Source organism: Brevundimonas sp., assembly GCF_016742135.1.
In the GTDB taxonomy this organism is placed as follows: Bacteria; Pseudomonadota; Alphaproteobacteria; order Caulobacterales; family Caulobacteraceae; genus Brevundimonas.
The window spans coordinates 13,303-32,325 of the sequence record NZ_JACVCG010000003.1 but is presented as its reverse complement, the minus strand read 5'-3'; the positions used below and the strand labels follow the sequence as shown (position 1 = coordinate 32,325).

The window sequence follows — 19,023 nt, the reverse complement described above, 5'->3', positions numbered from 1 at the left end:
GGTGACGCAGCGTCAGCCCGCCAAGCCTGCTAGGCTTTGGCAAAACGAAGCGAAACGGGGAGCCCATGCGCGATCTGGATACCTTTCGGGCCGAAGTGAGGGCCTGGCTTGAGACCCACTGTCCGCCCGAGGTCCGGGGACCGGCGGCCGGCGAGGACGCCGCCATCTGGGGCGGGCGCAAGGCGGAGTTTGCCACCCCGGCCCACAAGGCGTGGCTGGAGGCCATGGGGGCGAAGGGCTGGACCGCACCCGAATGGCCGAGCGAGTACGGTGGCGGGGGGCTGACCCGCGAGGAGGCCAAGGTGCTGGCCTCGGAACTGCGCCGCATCGAGGCTCAGCCGGCCCTGCTGAGCTTCGGCATCTGGATGCTTGGGCCGGCGCTGCTGAAATTCGGTACCGAGGAGCAGAAAAAGCGCTTCCTGCCGGAGATCGTGCGTGGCGAGATCCGCTGGTGCCAGGGCTATTCCGAGCCGGGGGCCGGATCGGATCTGGCGGGGCTGCAGACCCGGGCCGAGGACCGCGGCGACCACTGGATCGTCAATGGCCAGAAGGTCTGGACTTCCTACGCCGACAAGGCCGACTGGATCTTCTGTCTGGTGCGCACCGATCCGGACGCGCCCAAGCATCTGGGCATTTCCTTCGTGCTGTTCGACATGGAGACGCCCGGAGTCTCAACCCGGCCGATCACGCTGATTTCCGGCAAGTCACCCTTCTGCGAGACCTTCTTCGACGACGTGCGGGTGGAAAAAGAGAATCTGGTCGGCACGCTGAACCGTGGCTGGGACGTGGCCAAATATCTGCTGGCCCACGAACGGACCATGATCGGCGCCATGGGCGAGATCGGGGGAGGGCGCCCGCTGGGCCAGGTGGCGACCGGCTCGATCGGCACCGACGACGAGGGACGGCTGGACGATCCCATGCTGCGGGCCCGCATCGCCGAGCTGGAAGTGGATGCGGCCGCCTTCCGCCTCGCGCTGGAGCGGAGCGGCGATCATATGAAGGCCGGCCAGGCCCACCCGGCCATCGCCTCCATGCTGAAATACTATGGCTCGGAGCTGAACAAGCGCCGCCATGAGCTGCTGATGGCGGCGGGTGGCATCGATGCCCTGGAATGGGAAGGCGAGCGGTCACACGAGGGTGCTGCTGCCCGCGACTGGCTGCGCACCAAGGCCAATTCCATCGAGGGCGGCACCAGCGAAATCCAGCTGAACATCATCGCCAAACACCTGCTTCAGCTGCCGGGAGCCTGAGCCATGCCGCTGATCCTGACCGAAGAACAAACCATGCTGAAGGAGGCCACGGACGGTTTCCTTGGCGAAAACGCGCCGCTGGCGCACCTGCGCAAGCTCCGCGACAGCCGCGATGTCGACGGCGTCTCGCGCGAGCTGTGGCGGGCGTTCGGCGAGATGGGCCTCGCCGGGGTGATCATCCCGGAGGCGCACGGCGGCGCGGGTCTAGGCGCTGTGGAGGCCGGGGTGGTGGCCGAGAGCCTGGGTCGGACGCTGACCCCCTCGCCCTTCATGGGGTCGGCTGTGCTGTCGGCGCGGGTGTTGATCGATGGAGGATCTGACGCGCAGCAGGCCGCCTGGCTGCCGAAGATCGCGGCCGGCGAGGCGATCGTGTCGCTGGCGGTCGATGAGGGGGCCAAGCATGCGCCCGGTCGGATCACGACCACTGCCGAGCGGTCGGGCAACGGGTTCCGCCTGAACGGTGCCAAGGCCATGGTGCTGGACGGCCATGTCGCCGACGCCGTGATCGTCGCGGCCCTGACCGAGGGCGGGCTGACCCTGTTCCTCGTCGATCCGAAGACGGCGGGGATGGAGGTCGAACGGACCATCATGGTCGACGCCCACAATGCCGCGCGCATCACCCTGAGCGATGTTCAGGTCGATGCCGATGCGGTGATCGGCACAGTCGATGGGGGTGAGGCCCTGTTGGAGGGCGCGCTCAATCTGGGGCGGGCTTGCGCGGCCGCCAGCCTGACGGGTGCCGGCGATCAGGCGTTCCAGATCACCATGGACTATCTGAAGACCCGCAAACAGTTCGGCCGCGCCATCGGCGAGTTCCAGGCCCTGCAGCACCGCGCCGCCCATCTGTTCAGCGAGCTCGAAATCGCCCGGGCCGCGACCCTGGGTGCCCTGCAAAAGCTCGACGCCGGCGATGCCGCCGCACCGCTGGCGGTTGCCGTCGCCAAGGCCAAGGCCGGGCGGGTCGCCGAACTGGCCGTTCAGGAAGCGGTGCAGATGCACGGCGGCGTCGGCATGACCGATGAGTATGATGTCGGCCTGTTCATGAAGCGGGTGCGGGTGCTCAACGAACTGCTGGGCGATCCCGGCTTCCACCAGGACGCAGTGGCGCGGGCGCAGGGGTTCTGAACCGCGGAATGTCGCACGGGGTGGCGGGGCCGTGCCGGCGGGGCTAAATCTCCCCTACAGGGAGACACGCACCATGACGCGATCCAACGCGCCCGCCTATATGCCCGGCTTTGGCAACCATTTCTCGACCGAAGCGGTGCCGGGCGCCCTGCCGGTGGGCCGCAATTCGCCGCAGCAGACGCCGCTGGGCCTCTATGCCGAGCAGCTGTCGGGCACGGCCTTTACCGCCCCGCGCACCGAGAACCGCCGCAGCTGGCTGTATCGCCTGCGCCCCTCGGCCCAGCATCCCGCCTATCAGAGGATCGACCGGGGCCTGATCCGCTCCGGTCCGTTCGATGAGGTGCCGCCCAATCCGAACCGCATGCGCTGGAACCCCCTGCCGGTGCCCGAGGCGCCGACCGACTGGGTCGAGGGTCTGGTGACCTATGCCGGTAATGGCGATCCGGATGCCGATGCCGGGATCGGCATTCACCTGTATGCCGCCAACCGGTCGATGACGGATCGGGTCTTCTATTCCGCTGACGGCGAGCTGCTGATTGTGCCCCAGCAGGGCGCGCACCGCTTCGTGACCGAGTTCGGCATCGTAGAGGCCGAGCCCGGCCATGTGGTTCTGATCCCGCGCGGCGTCCGCTTCCGGGTCGAGCTGTCTGGTCCGTCGCGCGGCTATGTCTGCGAAAACTATGGCGCGGCCTTCCGCATTCCGGATCTGGGGCCGATCGGGGCCAATGGCCTGGCCAATCCGCGCGACTTCGAGACGCCGGTAGCCGCCTTCGAGGACGTCGATCGCCCGACCGAATGCATCCAGAAATATGGGGGAGAGCTGTGGACCACGACCTTTGACCACAGCCCGCTGGATGTGGTGGCCTGGCACGGTAACTACGCCCCCTGTCGCTATGACACCGCCCGCTTCAACACCATCAATACGGTCAGCTATGACCACCCGGACCCGTCAATCTTTACGGTACTGACCAGCCCGTCGGACACGGCGGGTGTGGCCAACTGTGATTTCGTCATCTTCCCGCCGCGCTGGATGGTGGCCGAGGACACCTTCCGCCCGCCGTGGTTCCACCGGAACGTCATGAGCGAGTTCATGGGCCTGGTGACCGGGGCCTATGATGCCAAGGCCGACGGTTTCGCGCCCGGCGGAGCGTCCCTGCACAACCGGATGAGCGGCCACGGCCCGGACCAGGCCACCTATGAGGCGGCGATCGCGGCGGACCTCAGGCCGCACAGGATCGAAGGGACCCTCGCCTTCATGTTCGAGACCCGCGCGCCGATCCGCGTCACGAAATGGGCGGAATCCACCCCCCTGATGCAGCTGGACTATGACGACTGCTGGTCCGGTTTCGACAAGGGCCGGGTCTGAGAGCCGAGGGAGAAACCGCCTTGATCCGTGTGATGCTGATGACCGGTGCGCTGGTCCTGGGAATGGGGCTGTCGTCCTGCTTCGGGGGCGGGCCCACGCCGGAACAGCGGGCCGAGGCAGAGTGCACGGCCCAAGGCGGCAAGATGCAGCGGGTCGGCCGGATGCAAAGCCTGCAGTGCGTGCTGCAGTATTCCGATGCCGGAAAGACCTGCACCGACGCGACCCAGTGCCAGGGCGACTGCCGGGTGCCCGGCAGCGTCATCGTCGAGGACGGGCGCGCCGTCGACGGACAGTGCACCGCCGATTCCAATCGCTTTGGCTGCTATACCCGGGTCGAGAACGGGCGGGCGACGGCGGCGATCTGCGTCGACTGACCGCGGCTCACCGTGGGGCATAAGAAAACCGGCCGGAGAGCGATCTCCGGCCGGTTCCTTATTGGAGAGTCCGCTAGGGACCGTCGGGGGCCTCCGTGGAGGCCCCGTCAGATCAATAGCGGATGCGCAGGGTCATGCCGTAGGTGCGCGGCTGGCCGAGGAAGGCATCATAGGTCTGGGTGTCCAGGGCGGGGTTGTAGAAGGTCCCGTTGGGCTGAACGGTCGTCTGGAAGGCATTGCCTTGCAGCGGCGCGTTGTAGGCGACCTGGACATATTCCTCGTCGGTCAGGTTCTGGGCCCAGAGGTCGAGGGTCCAGCGCTCGTCTTCCGAGCCGATCGAGATGCGGCCGTTCACCAGGGTGTAGGCGTCCTGCTGCTTCCAGGGCAGCAGATCCGAGCCGGTGTTGTACTCGCTCATATATTTGGCCGACAGGGCAAAGCCGCCGCGCAGGCCATTGCCGAGATCGCGATCATAGTTGAGCGAGCCCGAGGCGGACCATTCCGGAGCAAACGAGGCCGTGGCTCCCGGCAGCAAGGACAGCTGCGGGAAGTTGGCCGGATTGGCCAGGTCAGCCGCGGTGAAGTTGCCGTACTTGGTCTCGGTGTAGGTCACGCCGCCCGACAGGCTGAGGCCCTCGATCGGAGTGAACCACAGGAAGTCGGCATCGACGCCGCGCGAGGTCAGCTCAGGGATGGATTCCACCACGAAGGCGGTGCCCAGGAAGGTGTTGAGCTGGAAGTCCGAGAAGGTCTGGTCGAAGTAGGTAGCGTTCAGCAGCAGGGTGCGATTCAGCAGGGTCATCTTGACCCCCGCCTCATAGCTGTCGACCACCTCGGACGGGAACAGCAGGCTGGCGGTGGGGGTGATGCCCGACTGCACGCGGTCCAGGTTGTACCCGAAGCTCTTGTAGCCGCGCGCGTAGGACGCATAGGCCATGAGCGAGGGGTTCAGCCGGTAGGACGCCTTGATGGTTCCGCTCAGTTCGGAGTCGTCGAAGGATTCCGAGAGGGCGCGGTTGTTGAAGGCGACGTTCGACCATGGCAGGCACATACGCGCCAGGAAGGTCGGCGTGTTGGCTCCCAGAACCGGGGCGATGGCGCCGGCGTTGCCGAGGGCCGCGGCGCAGGCCGCGCCATTGCCGTTGACGTTGGTCTGCTGACCCTCGAGGGTCTTTTCGTCCATCGTGTAGCGCAGACCCAGGGTGATATCGAACTGGTCCGTCACCCGGAAGGTGTTGTTGGTGAACAGGGCGACGGAGGTCGATTCCTGTTCATAGGTGTCGTAGTACCCGGCCCCGACGGTGAAGCCGATGCCGCCCGTGCCGCCGACGGCACCGCCGGTCCCGAGGCAGGTCTGGAAACCGACCGTGGTCTGTCCCGGAGCCGTGAAGCACCGGATGATATTCGGGCTGACGGGAACCAGGGGGTTGGAGCCGTTGATGGCGGCGCTGAGCAGGAAGGACAGGAAGGGCGTGTAGTCCGCCCCATAGTTCCAGCTGTCGTTCCGGCGGATGTCTTCCTTGGTGACGAACACACCGACCAGCCAGTCCAGACGGTCGGTCGAGCCGGCCAGGCGCAGCTCCTGGGTCAGGTTCTCGACACCGTAGCCGTATTCGCCGTTGTCCAGACGATAGGCGATGTCCGCGCCGGTGTAGTCGACGTCCATGCCGATATCGCCGTCCCACTTCCGCCACGAAGTCAGCGACGTCAGGGTGGCGTTCAGCGACGGCATGTCGAAGTTGGCTTCCAGCGAGACGCCGCGATCCTCGATGCGCTGGCCGGTGCCGCGGTTGGCATAGGCGAGGCGCGAGAACGGCACGGCACCGAAGCCGGCCGACGGCGGGGTCTGACCCGTGCCGGTCGAAAGGCCGTCAATAAAGGGATAGGTCGGCCCCACGCGGGTCTGGACGCCGACGCAGCAGTACTCGTCCCGCTTGGAGTAGTCGGCGATCAGACGGAAGGAGGCCGTGTCGCTGGGCAGCCACAGCAGCTGGCCACGGACGGTCCAGAAGTCCTGGTTGGCGTCGTCGGTCTGACGTCGCGGGCCATCGCCCGTGTCCACGTCATAGAAGCCGTCGCGCTCACGGATGCCGGCGTACAGGCGCATGGCCAGGGTGTCGCTGAGCGGGCCGGTGACCGAGCCGTTCAGCGCGCGGGCACCGTAGTTGCCGATGGTGACCTCGGCATTATAGCCCGGGGTGAAGGACGGCTGCTCGGTGATGATGTTGATGACGCCCGCCGAGGTGTTCTTGCCGAACAGGGTGCCCTGCGGGCCCTTCAGCACCTCGATGCGCTGCAGTTCGCCCAGGTCGCCGAAGCCGACCGAGTTGCGCGAGCGGTAGACACCGTCGATCACGACGCCGACCGAGCTTTCAAGGCCGGGGTTGTCGCCCACGGTGCCGACGCCGCGGATGCGGGCGGTGGTCGAGGCCTCGGACTGGGTCGAGGTGACCGTCATGCCGGGGGTCAGGATCTGCAGATCCTTGATGTCGCGGACGCCCGCGTCCTGCAGGGTTTCCTGCGACAGGGTCGTGACCACGATCGGCACGTCCTGCAGGTTCTGCTCGCGCTTCTGGGCGGTGACGATGATGTCGTCGACCGTGGTCTCCTGGGCCGAGGCAATTCCGGCAAAGCCGAAAGTCACGGCACCGACGACGGCGGCGGACGCTGTGGTACGAAGAAGGGTAGTGAGGCGCATGATGGCTCCCGGCTTGATGCTCGACAGCTGAATGGCCGTCGAGCCGTTTCCTTATCCCTGGATCTGCCCTTCTGGCGGGGCGAGGATCCTCCAGCCCTTGGGGTAATCCAAGCGTGGCCCAGCCACAAGCATCGGGCCCTTCCGGGGCCTGGATTCCGCCCTGTGGTGGACTGAACTGTGACGCAAAAGCGACAGAAACCGATGACGTTACGTCAATATTCGTTCAATCGTCGACAGTAACCGGGCGGTCGACGGGTAAAATCCTGCGCGCGACCGCTCCGATACGGGTCGGGGACCGCCCCGTCCTTGCCCCGGATGCGGCACGGGTGCGACATTTTTTTGCAGCGGGGGAGAAATTCGGACGGGCAGCCTCTACAAGAACGGCCCGCGCCCCGCCTGACCCCGCTTCCGAGGCCGATCCTTGCTGTTTCTGCTTGCCCTTCTTCCCCTGCTGGGGGCCCTTGCTCCCGCCCTGGCGATCCGGTTCGGCCGGAACGCGTGCGCCCTCGCCGCGGGGGCGGTCACAGTCTCGGCCCTGATCATCCTGGGCAGCATGGTGCCCGGGATCATGAGGGGGGAAGTCGCCACGGCGAGCGTGCCCTGGATTCCCGCCCTCGGCCTCAACGCCAGCCTGTTTCTCGATCCCCTGGGACTGATGTTCGCGGGCCTGATTCTGGGGATCGGCCTGCTGATCATCATCTATGCGCGCTTCTATCTGGCGGCGGCCGATCCCATGGGGCGGTTCTTCACCTATCTGCTGCTGTTCCAGGGCGCGATGCTGGGCATCGTCCTGTCGGACAATGTGCTGCTGCTGCTGATCTTCTGGGAGCTGACCAGCCTGTCCTCCTTCCTGCTGATCGGCTTCTGGCGCTATTCGCCCGAGGCCCGTCAGGGGGCGCGGATGGCATTGTTCGTCACGGGCGGTGGGGGGCTGGCCCTGATCGGCGGCCTGTTGATCCTCGGCAATATCGCGGGGTCGTATGACCTGACGGTGATCCTGCAGCAGGGCGAGGTGATCCAGGCCTCGCCACTCTATCTGCCGGCCCTGTTGCTGATCCTGGGGGGGTGTTTCACCAAATCCGCCCAGTTCCCGTTCCATTTCTGGCTGCCGCACGCCATGGCGGCCCCGACGCCGGTCAGTGCCTATCTGCATTCGGCCACCATGGTGAAGGCCGGGGTCTTCATGCTGGCGCGGCTGTGGCCGGTTCTGGCCGGCACGGATGCCTGGTTCCTGATCGTGGCCACCACCGGTCTGGTGACCATGGTGTTCGCCGCCTGCGTCGCCCTGTTCAAGGATGATCTGAAGGGGCTGCTGGCCTATTCGACGATCAGCCATCTGGGCTTTCTGACCATGCTGTTCGGCATCGGCACTCCGATGGCGGCGCTGGTGGGCGTGTTCCACATCCTCAATCATGCGATCTTCAAGGCGGCCCTGTTCATGAACGCCGGCATTGTCGACCATGAGGCCGGAACCCGGGACATCAAGCGGCTGGGCGGACTGTTCGGCCTGATGCCCATCGCCGGAACCCTGGCGCTGGTCGCCGGGCTGTCGATGGCGGGCATCCCGCCGCTGAACGGCTTCATCTCGAAGGAAATGATGCTGTACGAGGCCGCCGACACGGTCTGGCTCAACCAGGCCTGGGTGTTCCCCGTGCTGGCGACGCTGGGGGCGACGCTCTCGGTGGCCTATTCGCTGCGCTACATCGTGCACGTCTATTTCGGAAAGCGGCGCGACGCCTATCCGAAGACGCCGCATGATCCGGGCATCGGCCTGTGGGGGCCGCCGGCGGTGCTGGTGGCGCTGGTGGTCGCCATTGGCCTGGCCCCCGCGCTCGTCGCCGGGCCGCTGGTGGACCGGGTGGCCGGCGCGGTGACCAATGGCGCGGCACCCCATGTGCACCTGGCCCTGTGGCACGGAGTGACACCCGCCCTGTTCATGAGCGCGGCGGCTATCCTTGTCGGTGTCCTGCTGTTGATGGCGCATGGGCGGCTGGAGCGCCTGTGGCGGGCCGCGCGTCTTCCAGAGGCCAAATCCCTGTTCGACGCCGGCGTCGTCGGGGCCGCCAAGCTGGCGCAGAAGGGCACCGACCTGCTGCAGAACGGGTCGCTCCAGCGGGGCCTGGTGGCGCTGATCGGCACCGCCGTCGTCGTGGGATATGCCGGATTCCTCACACCCGGTTATGTCGCAGGCGACCAGCCCGGCGTGCCCGCGTCGCCGGCGGCCGTGGTCGGCTGGGTGGCCCTGATCGCGGCGACGGCCATGGTCGTCCTGACCCACCGGGCGCGGTACGTTTCGCTGATCTACATCGGCATCGTGGGGCTGATCATCTCCATGGCCTTTGTTCATCTGTCGGCGCCCGATCTGGCCCTCACCCAGATCTCGGTCGAGGTGGTGACCATTCTGCTGATGCTGCTGGCGCTGAACCTGTTGCCCAAGGAGACGCCGGTCGAAAGCCGACCCTGGCGCAGGGTCCGCGACGGGTCCGTGGCGGGGGCCGCCGGCCTGGGCGTGGGCGGGGCCGCATGGGCGATCATGACCCGGCCCCTCGACAGTATCTCGACCTATTTCTGGGAGAATTCCTATTCCGGCGGCGGCGGGACCAATGTCGTCAACGTCATCCTCGTGGACTTCCGCGCCTTCGACACCTTCGGCGAGATCATCGTGCTGGGCGTGGCGGCTCTGGGCATCTTCGCCCTGCTGGAGACGGTCGGGACCGGACCCAGCGGACGGCGGCTGGCGCTGTGGAAGCCCGATGCGGTGCGCTCGCCCGAACACCACCCGATGATGCTGGTGGTGGCGACCCGTGTGGCCCTGCCGCTGGCGGTGATGGTCGCCCTCTACATCTTCCTGCGCGGCCACAACCAGCCGGGCGGCGGCTTCATCGCCGGTCTGGTCGTCGCGATCGCCATCCTGATGCAATACATGGCCTCGGGCTTTACCTTCGCAGACCAGCGGCTGCGGGCCGACCACCATTCCATGATCGGGGCCGGCGTCCTGGTCGCGGGGCTGACGGGCCTTGGCGCCCTGGCGTTCGGGGCGCCCTTCCTGACCAGCGCCTTCGACTACTTCACCCTGCCGGTGATCGGCGAGTTCGAATTGGCGACCGCCATCCTGTTCGACATCGGGGTCGCCCTGACCGTCATCGGAGCGGTCATGCTGGCGCTCGCCCAGCTGTCCCAGGTCGCCCAGAAGGCCGAGAAGGAGCCGACCCCCGACACCGAGACGGCGATGGATGTCGATCCCGCGCGCAATGAACCGACCCCCGCCGCCAAGGAGGCCGACCGATGACCATGGAACTGCTCGTGGCATCGGCCATCGCCGTCCTGACCGCCGCCGGCGTCTATCTGGTGCTGCGCGGGCGGACCTTCCCGGTGGTGCTGGGACTGGCCTTCCTGTCCTACGCGATCAATCTGTTCCTGTTCGCCATGGGCCGGCTGGTGATCAACCGGCCGCCCATCTACGACAAGGCGGCGGAAGCTTATACCGACCCCCTTCCGCAGGCCCTGGTGCTGACGGCGATCGTCATCGCCTTCGGCATGACCGCCTTTGTGGTGGTGCTGGCGCTCAGGACCTTCCTTGAGACCGGAACGGACCAGGTTGACGGTCGCGAAGACGGGGAAGCCCGGTCATGACCCCCGTCATCGCCTATCTGGTCGTTGCCGCCGTCATCCTGCCGACCTTGCTGGGCGCGATCACCCTGCTGGCGCTCAGGCATCGGCTGTCGCTCTCGCGCCTGGTCTCGATCGGGTCATGCGCGGCGCTGGTTGCCGTGGCCGGGGCCCTGACCGTGCACGCCTCGGGCGGAACGATCGAAAGCTATGCCCTGGGCAACTGGCGCGCGCCGTTCGGCATCGTGCTGGTGCTGGACCGGCTGTCGGCCATGATGCTTCTGCTGACGGCGGTGCTGGCGCTGGCGGTTATGATCTATGCCGTGGTCACCGGCATTGATCGCAAGGGCTGGCATTTCCACCCCCTGTTCCAGTTCGTGCTGCTGGGCCTGAACGGGGCCTTTCTGACCGGCGACCTGTTCAACCTGTTCGTCTTCTTCGAGGTGTTCCTGATCGCGTCCTATGGCCTGTTGCTGCACGGTCAGGGCGCGGCCCGGCTGAAGGCGGGCGTGCAGTATGTCGTCATCAATCTGGTCGGCTCGACGCTGTTCCTCGTCGGGGTGGGCCTGCTTTACGGAGTCACGGGCACGCTCAACATGGCCGATATGGCGGTCCGGGTCGCGGCGGCCTCGCCCGGCGACCAGGGGCTGATCGCGGCCGGGGCCCTGGTGCTGACCGTGGTGTTTGCGCTGAAGGCGGCGCTGGTTCCGCTTCATTTCTGGCTGCCGGGCGCCTATGCCGCGACGAGCCCCGTGGTCGCGGCCTTGTTCGCCGTCATGACCAAGGTCGGGGCCTATGCCATTATCCGCACCAGCACGCTGATCTTCGGCGAGGACGCGGGTGCCCTGGCCTTCCTTGCCGGCCCCTGGATCCTGCCGGCGGCCCTCGTCACGACCGTCATCGGCTTCGTCGGCCTGTTCGCTGCCCGCAGCGTGAGAGAGATGGCGGCCTGGGCGGTGATCGGTTCCATGGGGGTGCTGCTGAGCGCCGTCTCGGTGTTCCGTGTCGAAGCCATGGGCCCGGCCCTCTACTATGTACTGCACTCGACCCTTGCGGCTGCGGCCCTGTTCCTGGTGGCCGACATGATCGCCCGGCGGCGCGGCGAGCAGGGCGACGCCCTGACGCTTGCCCCGCGGTTCTGCCAGTCCGGGGTGCTGTCCGGTCTGTTCTTCCTCGCGGCCATCGGCGTCACCGGCCTTCCGCCGCTGTCGGGCTTCATCGGCAAGCTGCTGATCCTCGACGGCGTGCGGGCGGTGCCCGAGGCGCCCTGGATATGGGCCGTCATCCTGATCACCACCCTGATCGGGGTGCTGGCCTTTGCCCGCGCGGGCAGCCGCATCTTCTGGAAGAGCGCCTCGGTCGAGGGGATGATCCCGGTGCGCGTCCTCAGGGGGCGCTGGGGGGGCGTGGGGGCGGCGGCCGGCCTGCTGGCCCTGCTGGCGGCGCTGACGGTGATGGGCGGGCCGGTGACGGCCTATACCGGCGCGACCGCGACCCAGCTGTTCGATCCGCAGCAGTATATTGACGCCGTCCTTGGCGAGATGGCGGGAGGTCGCCGATGATCCACCGCCTGTTCCCCCACCCGGCCCTGAGCGCCCTGCTGGTGGTCGTCTGGATGCTGCTGGTGAATGAGTTCACCTTCGGGGCCCTGTTCCTCGCGCTGGTGTTTGGCGTGCTGGTGCCGCTGGTCACCAGCCGGTTCTGGCCGGACCGGCCGAAGGTCCGCTTCGGTTACGATGCGGCGGCCTATCTCGCGGTGGTGCTGTTCGACATCGTGGTGGCCAATTTCGAGATCGCCTGGATCATCCTGACGCGCCGCAACCGCGACCTGCGCTCGCACTGGCTGGTGGTGCCGGTCGAACTGCGCTCTGCCGAGGCGATCACCGTGCTGGCGGGGACCATCAGCCTGACACCCGGGACGGTCAGCAGCGATGTGTCCGCCGACGGCCGGTGTCTGCTGGTCCACGCGCTGGACGTTGCCGATCCGGCGGCCGAGGTCGCCCGCATCAAGCAACGCTATGAAGCCCGTCTGCTGAAGGTGTTCCGATGACCGGTTCCATCCTGTCCTGGGCCCTGGGGTTCGCCCTGGCCTGTATCAGCCTGGCGCTGCTGCTCAGCCTTTACCGGCTCGTCCGGGGGCCGACGTCGGGGGACCGCATCCTGTCGGTCGACACCCTGACCATCAATGTCATCGCCCTGATCGTGGTGTTCGGCGTGGCCGAGGCCACCCAGACCTATTTCGAGGCCGCCCTGCTGCTGGCCATGGTGGCCTTCGTCGGAACGGTCGCCTACTGCAAATTCCTGCTGCGGGGAGACATCGTCGAATGAGCCCGCTTGCGGAAATCCTCATTGCAGCCCTGCTGGTCCTGGGCGGGATCTTCATCCTCGTCGGCTCATGGGCCCTGGCGCGCCTGCCGTCGCTGATGACCCGGCTGCATGGGCCGACCAAGGCGACCACCCTGGGGGTGGGCAGCTGTCTCATAGCCTCGATGATCTATTTCCCGGCCTCGGGTTACGCCTTCTCGGCGCATGAACTGCTGATCACCATCTTCCTGCTGCTGACGGCGCCCATCTCGGCCAATATGATCGCCAAGGCGCATCTGCACCGCCAGGGGCATCACATCGATCCCAATCCGGCGGACGGCATTCCCGAAAGCCTGCCTCCTCCGACAAGCGGCGAGGACTGGGCGACCTTCCATGGTGCCGAAGCGGAACCCGCCGAGGACGCGCCGGCGCGGCGGGTCTGAACCTCTCGCCCATTGCGGGGGAAGAGCAGAGGCCTCATCTGTCGCCGATGCCGATCTCTTCCGCCTATCGCCCCGAGCCGCGCTTCTTTGACCTGGGGGAGGATTACGGCGATGCCGTCCGCGCAGCGGAATTCCCCGAGACCCGATTGCGTTTTCGCAACGACCGGGCCGCGGCGACGGTCGCACTGGACACGCTGACGGACGCGGAATGGATCGCCCATTTCGGCCGGTTCGAGCCCTTGCCGGGTCAGCCGGGGCCGGTGGCCATGCGCTATCACGGCCATCAGTTCCGGACCTACAACCCCGATCTCGGCGACGGGCGCGGGTTTCTGGCGGCGCAGTTGCGCGACGATCAGGGACGGCTGCTTGATCTTGGCACAAAGGGTTCAGGGACTACCCCCTGGTCGCGGGGCGCCGACGGGCGGCTGACGCTGAAGGGCGGGGTGCGCGAGGTGCTGGCCGCCGAGATGCTGGAGACGCAGGGCGTGCCGACCAGCCGCGCCCTGTCGCTGATCGAGACGGGCGAGGCGCTGGAGCGGGGCGATGAGCCCTCGCCGACACGCGCGGCGGTGCTGGTGCGGCTGTCGCACAGCCACATCCGGTTCGGCACCTTCCAGCGGACGGCCTATCTGGAACGCCCCGACCTGACGGCGACGCTGGTCGAGCATGCGCGCGCCCACTATCACCCCTCGGTCGCGGAGGGGGACGTCCCCGGCCTGATGGCGGCGATTGTCGCGGCCTCGGCCCGCCTGACCGCCCGCTGGGTGGCGGCAGGTTTCGTTCACGGGGTTCTGAACACCGACAATCTGAACATCACGGGCGAGAGCTTTGACTATGGCCCCTGGCGGTTCCTGCCCCACTATGAGCCGGGCTTTACCGCTGCTTATTTCGACCGGTTCGGCCTCTATGCCTTTGCCCGCCAGCCCGAGGCGGTTTTCTGGGCGCTTACCCAGCTGGGCGGGGCCCTGAAGCCGATCGCCGATGTCGGCCTCCTCACCGAGGCCCTGAACGGGTTCGGACCTCGCTATATCGCCGGGCTGCGCGCCGCCTTTCTGAAGCGGCTGGGGGTGAAGTCGCTGGGCGAGGCCGCGGACCAGCGGCTGGTCGATACGACGCTCGCCCTGCTGCGCAAGGGGGGTGAGGCGCTCAGATGGGAGCCCTTGTTCCACGACTGGTTCTGCGGCTTCTCCTCGTCCGAGCGGGCGCTCCGGGGGCCGAGATCGCGGCTCTATCAGGGCGAGGCGTTCGACGCCTTCCGCTTTGCCCTATTCGAGCATGAGCCGGACCGCCCCGAGCGGCTGGAGCATCCGGTTTTTGCCGCGCCGGATCCCGAAGAGATGCTCATCGACGAGGTCGAGGCACTCTGGGATGCCATCGACCGCGACGACGACTGGGGCCCCTTCCACACCAAACTGGCGCGGCTGGCGGACGCGCGGGCCGCGCGCCAGGGTTAACCGGGCCGAAAGGCTGTCGGGATTACACATCCGTAGGGATACGGCCACGCTTTGGCCGTCGACCCGGCGCAGAAGGCGATCACGGATGGTTACGCTCACGCTTCGCACCCTTGCGGGACCGGCCCGCCATTCCGACATCGCCACTGTTACCAATAAAGCGAAGCCCCTTCCCGGGCCAAAGACCATGCACTCTCGGACCTACCCCACGGCGCAGGCGCGCCTGAACGCCAGCTATCTGAATCTGACCCTGTGGACGCTGCAGGGCTGGGTCGCGATGTTCTTCGTGGCCGCCGGCTATGCCAAGCTGACCGAACCGGTCTCCACCCTGACGGCCCTTATGGGCTGGCCGCAGCATGTGCCGGTCGATCTGGTACGCGGCGTCGGCCTGGCCGAAATCGTGCTGGCCGTTATGCTCCTGACCCCTCTGATCAGCTGGAGGCTCGGCCGCCCCCTGCTGATCGTGGCCGCCGCGGGCCTGCTGGTGCTGCAGACCGTCATGCTGGGCGTGCACGCCGTGAGCGGCGACCTCGGCCATTCGGGGGTGAACCTTGCGCTGCTGGCGGCAACCGCCCCGGTGCTGTGGTTCCGCCTGCGCGAGGCCTGCCCGGCCCGCGACTGAAGGCGCGCGCTCCTACATCGGATAGCGGAGGATCGCCGCCAGGCCGCTCCCGCCCGGTATGTCCGTAGCGCGGGCCGCAAGCACCCGGGCACCCGTCGCCAGGGCACGGCCGGCGATTTCGTCGACAATGTCATAGCTTGAAGCGGTGGCGGCTTCGGCGAAGCTGATCGCCCCCGTCTCCTCGTTGATCGTGCCGTGCTTTTCAATATCCAGATCGACGATCAGGATTTCGATCGCACCGAAGGTTGCCGCCCGCGCGGCATCCGACAGATCGGTGGTGGTGCGGCTCTGTCCGGCGCGGGAATCGTAGAGCTCCCTGATCTCGCCCATCTGTGTCTGGTGCCAGATTTCGAGAATGGGACGTGCGGCCTGCGCCAGTTCCGCCGCGCTGATCCGGTCGGGACTGTGCTCGATCCCGTGCGGCAGGAGCCGTGAATAGCTGTTGGCCGCGCGATAAACAGGGGCGAGGCGCCCGGTGGCGGCCAGAATCAGGGGCGCCTCCTTTTCCTTGAGCACGGGTCCAAGCACGGCATCGATCTCGGCGGCATATTTCTCCAACAGCCTGTTCTGATGTTCGGCGTTGTGGATGCTGTCGTCATTGTCGCGCCCTTCCGGGGTCGATTTATCGACGGCGTCGGCACTGGGCGGGGGCAGCCCGTCGACGGAAACCTCAACTGCAGGAAGGTCCGCGAACAGTTCCACCAGCCGCACGGCCTTCTGCGACAGCGCCAGCACATAGGCATGGTGGCTGAAGGTGATGGCCCGCAGCAGCGGCTTCAGGTGGAAACGGTCCGCCACCTGAACCGTAGCCTTAAGGCGATTGGCCAGGCGGAACACATGCAGACCATCCGCCGTCGCCAACACGGCCAGACTGTTCGCCTGAAGACGCCAGAAATTGTAGTTCCCATCCAGGGCCTCAATTCGGGCAAGGGCGGCCTCGCGACGGTCGGGATCAAACCCGCCTTGCTCCAATTGCTGACGCGCCTGCCGGACCGCCGATTTCAGGGCGATCCGGGTGGAGTCGCTGTCCTGCGAAAGCGGCGTGGCCTCCAGGTAGATCGAGATACAGAAGTCCGCGCGCAGGGCGCTGAGGTTCGCGAAGTTTCCGGCTGTAGGAATGTCGACGTGCAGCATATTCAGACCTTGTTCGAGGGACGCCCTGCCTGGGATCTGGCCGCACAGGGGGGACGAAGCGGCGCGTCCCGGGCCCGGCGGCAGGGCAACGGTTGAGGTGTCCGGCAAGGCCGGAAGCCCGGGGGGCTTTGGTAGCCGTGAGAGGAGGCAACGCCTTAGGCTCCCGGTTCGTTGCGGTGCTTGGGCCCCGACTCTACGTATCGTCTTCTCGGCGACATCCCCCGTCATGGACATGACGTCGCGTCATCGAAAAAGCTTCCCTTTACGTGCGCGTCAAGTTATGACGGGCGCATGGCCAACGCCGATGATCATCGCACCTATTCCATCCGCCAGCTGTGCCGCGAGTTCGGGGCGACGGCGCGGGCGCTGCGCTTTTATGAAGACAAGGGTCTGCTGACGCCTGCGCGCAAGGGCCAGACCCGCGTCTATTCGGCGCGCGACCGGGCGCGGCTGAAGCTGATCCTGCGGGGGCGCCGCATCGGCTTCTCGCTGCAGGAGATCCAGGAGATGCTGGATCTGTACGACCACAACGACCACAATGTGCACCAGATGGCGGTCGCTCTCAGGCGTCACCGGGCCCAGATCGAAGCGCTGAAGCAGCAACGCCAGGATCTGGACGACGCCATCGCCACGGCCGAGGAGGCCTGTCGCGTCATGGAGCAGCGGCTGGGCCAGTACCGCCCCGACCTGCTGCCCGGTGCCGAAGAGTATGCCAGCCTGCTCAAGGCCCGGCTGAACCCCGACCATGGACCTGTGCCGCCCCTGCACAGCCTTCATTCCCCCCTGTCCCATTCCCAGAAGTCGAGAGTCTGACCCATGGCCTACAAGGCGCCTGTCCGCGACCTGACCTTTGTCCTGAACGAAGTGCTGGAGATCGACCGCTATTCGAACCAGCCCGGGTTCGCCGAGGTCAGCTCCGATCTCGTCCAGCAAATCCTCGAGGAAGGTGCCAAGTTCGCCGAGGAGGTCATCGCCCCGCTGAACAGGGTCGGCGATCAGGAAGGCTGCAAGTGGGACAACGGCAAGGTCACCGGTCCGACCGGCTGGAAAGAGGCCTATAAGCAGATGGTGGCCGCCGGCTGGCCCGGTCTGTCCTCTGATCCCGAACATGGCGGTCAGGGCATGCCCGCCATCGTCGGCATGGCGTTCGGCCAGTTCACGGCGGCGGCCTCGCCCGCCTTTTCCATGTACCCCGGCCTGACCCACGGCTGCTACGAGGCGCTGCACGCCAATGCGTCGGATGAGCTGAAGGCCATCTATTGCCCCAGGCTGGCGACCGGCGAATGGGGCGGCACCATGAACCTGACCGAGCCCCAGTGCGGCACGGATCTGGGCCTGATCCGCACCAGGGCGGTGCCCAACGGTGACGGCAGCTACAACATCACCGGCCAGAAGATCTGGATCTCGTCGGGCGAGCACGACTTCACCGACAACATCATCCATCTGGTGCTGGCTCGCATCGAGGGTGCCCCGGCGGGCATCAAGGGCATCAGCCTGTTCGTCGTGCCGAAATTCTTCGTCAATGAGGACGGCTCGGTGGGCGACCGTAATGAGGGCGTCCAGTGCGCGGGCCTCGAGCACAAGATGGGCATCCACGGCAACGCCACCTGCGTCATGTCGTACGAGAACGCGAAGGGCTGGCTGGTCGGTACCGAGAACAAGGGCATGGCGGCCATGTTCGTCATGATGAACGAGGCGCGTCTGGGCACCGGCCTTCAGGGCCATTCGATCGGCACCGCCGCCTATCAGGCCGCCGTCGAGTTCGCAAAGGACCGCCTTCAGGGGCGCTCGCTGACGGGACCCAAGAATGCCGACGGTCCCGCCGATCCGATCATCGTCCACCCGGACGTGCGGCGCATGCTGCTGGAGTCCAAGGCCTATGTCGAAGGCGGCCAGGCCTTCATCCTGTGGACCGCGCTGCAGGCCGACCTGCAAAAGTCGGACGATGAGGCGACGGCGCAAAAGGCCCGCGACTACATGGGCCTGATCACCCCGGTGGTGAAGGCCTTCCTGACCGACCGCGGCTTCCACGTGGCCTCGCTGGCCATGCAGGTGCACGGCGGCTCGGGCTATACCGAACACTTCACCGCCTCCCAGTCCCTGCGGGATGCCCGCATCACCATGATCTATGAGGGCACCAACGGGGTGCAGGCGCTGGACCTCGTGGGCCGCAAGCTGCCGGCCAACGGCGGTCGCGCGGTCATGACCTGGTTCGGCGAGATCGACGCTTTCGTTTCGGACAATGCCGGCAATGAGGCGGTCAAACCCTTCATCGACGGCGTGTCGGATTCGAAGAAGAAGTTGCAGGAGGCCACCATGTGGCTGATGCAGAACGGCATGCAGAACCCGGACAATGCCGGTGCGGCCTCGACCGACTATCTGCACATCTTCGGCCTGACGGCCATGGCCTATGCCTGGGCCCAGATGGCGATCGCCGCGCAAAAGGCCATCGACGGCGGCTCGGACGATCCCTTCTATGTCACCAAGCTGCAGACCGGCCGCTATTTCGTCGAGCGCATCCTGCCCGACGCCGGCGCCCACCTGGCCAAGCTGAAGACCGGCGCCGACGTGCTGATGGCCATGCCGGCAGAGGCGTTCTGATTTGACTGAAGGCAGATGCCCGGTCTGCGGTTTTCCGGACGGCCTC

The 19,023-nt window shown here is 66.7% G+C and carries 16 protein-coding genes; 14 read left to right on the top strand and 2 right to left on the bottom strand.

Annotated features, from left to right (window positions below):
• Positions 1 to 65 precede the first annotated feature (65 nt).
• The 4 genes from IBJ06_RS06980 to IBJ06_RS06965 all read left to right on the top strand — a co-directional run bounded on the left by IBJ06_RS06980 (position 66) and on the right by IBJ06_RS06965 (position 4,115).
• Entirely contained in the window at positions 66 to 1,250 is a 1,185-nt protein-coding gene (locus IBJ06_RS06980) for an acyl-CoA dehydrogenase family protein (protein ID WP_292158636.1), read from the top strand.
• Between the two features lie 3 nt (positions 1,251 to 1,253).
• Positions 1,254 to 2,375, top strand: a complete 1,122-nt coding sequence (locus IBJ06_RS06975; protein WP_292158635.1) for an acyl-CoA dehydrogenase family protein — start codon at positions 1,254 to 1,256, stop codon at positions 2,373 to 2,375.
• 73 nt (positions 2,376 to 2,448) lie between these two features.
• Complete coding sequence (hmgA, locus tag IBJ06_RS06970) at positions 2,449 to 3,741, top strand: homogentisate 1,2-dioxygenase (RefSeq protein ID WP_292158633.1); 1,293 nt, start codon at positions 2,449 to 2,451, stop codon at positions 3,739 to 3,741.
• Between the two features lie 29 nt (positions 3,742 to 3,770).
• On the top strand, positions 3,771 to 4,115 hold the full coding sequence (locus tag IBJ06_RS06965) for a hypothetical protein (RefSeq protein ID WP_292159375.1): 345 nt from the start codon (positions 3,771 to 3,773) through the stop codon (positions 4,113 to 4,115).
• Positions 4,116 to 4,227: 112 nt separating this feature from the next.
• On the opposite strand, the gene IBJ06_RS06960 is transcribed toward IBJ06_RS06965, so the two are convergent.
• Positions 4,228 to 6,813, bottom strand: coding sequence for a TonB-dependent receptor (locus IBJ06_RS06960; RefSeq protein ID WP_292158631.1), 2,586 nt, complete (start codon positions 6,811 to 6,813; stop codon positions 4,228 to 4,230).
• 421 nt (positions 6,814 to 7,234) lie between these two features.
• On the opposite strand from IBJ06_RS06960, the gene IBJ06_RS06955 reads away from it, so the two are divergent.
• The 8 genes from IBJ06_RS06955 to IBJ06_RS06920 all read left to right on the top strand — a co-directional run bounded on the left by IBJ06_RS06955 (position 7,235) and on the right by IBJ06_RS06920 (position 15,242).
• The gene (locus IBJ06_RS06955) at positions 7,235 to 10,102 is read left to right on the top strand and encodes a monovalent cation/H+ antiporter subunit A (RefSeq protein ID WP_292158629.1); all 2,868 of its coding nucleotides are present in this window, start codon (positions 7,235 to 7,237) and stop codon (positions 10,100 to 10,102) included.
• Between the two features lie 2 nt (positions 10,103 to 10,104).
• Positions 10,105 to 10,446 (top strand): Na+/H+ antiporter subunit C, encoded by a 342-nt coding sequence (locus tag IBJ06_RS06950; RefSeq protein ID WP_365812373.1) that lies wholly within the window; start codon positions 10,105 to 10,107, stop codon positions 10,444 to 10,446.
• The gene (locus IBJ06_RS06945; protein WP_292158624.1) at positions 10,443 to 11,984 is read left to right on the top strand and encodes a monovalent cation/H+ antiporter subunit D; all 1,542 of its coding nucleotides are present in this window, start codon (positions 10,443 to 10,445) and stop codon (positions 11,982 to 11,984) included. The genes IBJ06_RS06950 and IBJ06_RS06945 overlap by 4 nt, the downstream gene beginning before the upstream one ends.
• Entirely contained in the window at positions 11,981 to 12,472 is a 492-nt protein-coding gene (locus IBJ06_RS06940; protein ID WP_292158623.1) for a Na+/H+ antiporter subunit E, read from the top strand. Before IBJ06_RS06945 ends, IBJ06_RS06940 begins: the two co-directional genes overlap by 4 nt.
• The gene (locus IBJ06_RS06935) at positions 12,469 to 12,750 is read left to right on the top strand and encodes a K+/H+ antiporter subunit F (RefSeq protein ID WP_292158620.1); all 282 of its coding nucleotides are present in this window, start codon (positions 12,469 to 12,471) and stop codon (positions 12,748 to 12,750) included. Before IBJ06_RS06940 ends, IBJ06_RS06935 begins: the two co-directional genes overlap by 4 nt.
• Positions 12,747 to 13,169, top strand: a complete 423-nt coding sequence (locus IBJ06_RS06930; RefSeq protein ID WP_292158618.1) for a Na+/H+ antiporter subunit G — start codon at positions 12,747 to 12,749, stop codon at positions 13,167 to 13,169. Before IBJ06_RS06935 ends, IBJ06_RS06930 begins: the two co-directional genes overlap by 4 nt.
• A gap of 47 nt (positions 13,170 to 13,216) precedes the next feature.
• A complete protein-coding gene (locus IBJ06_RS06925) occupies positions 13,217 to 14,623 on the top strand; it encodes a protein adenylyltransferase SelO (protein ID WP_292158616.1) in 1,407 nt (468 codons plus the stop codon).
• Between the two features lie 184 nt (positions 14,624 to 14,807).
• Positions 14,808 to 15,242 (top strand): DoxX family protein, encoded by a 435-nt coding sequence (locus IBJ06_RS06920; RefSeq protein WP_292158615.1) that lies wholly within the window; start codon positions 14,808 to 14,810, stop codon positions 15,240 to 15,242.
• Positions 15,243 to 15,254: 12 nt separating this feature from the next.
• Here IBJ06_RS06920 and IBJ06_RS06915 read toward each other — a convergent pair whose 3' ends face one another.
• A complete protein-coding gene (locus IBJ06_RS06915) occupies positions 15,255 to 16,376 on the bottom strand; it encodes a hypothetical protein (protein WP_292158613.1) in 1,122 nt (373 codons plus the stop codon).
• Positions 16,377 to 16,667: 291 nt separating this feature from the next.
• On the opposite strand from IBJ06_RS06915, the gene IBJ06_RS06910 reads away from it, so the two are divergent.
• Both IBJ06_RS06910 and IBJ06_RS06905 read left to right on the top strand, forming a co-directional pair.
• A complete protein-coding gene (locus tag IBJ06_RS06910) occupies positions 16,668 to 17,189 on the top strand; it encodes a MerR family DNA-binding transcriptional regulator (RefSeq protein ID WP_292158611.1) in 522 nt (173 codons plus the stop codon).
• Positions 17,190 to 17,192: 3 nt separating this feature from the next.
• Positions 17,193 to 18,977 (top strand): acyl-CoA dehydrogenase C-terminal domain-containing protein, encoded by a 1,785-nt coding sequence (locus tag IBJ06_RS06905; RefSeq protein WP_292158609.1) that lies wholly within the window; start codon positions 17,193 to 17,195, stop codon positions 18,975 to 18,977.
• Positions 18,978 to 19,023 lie beyond the last annotated feature (46 nt).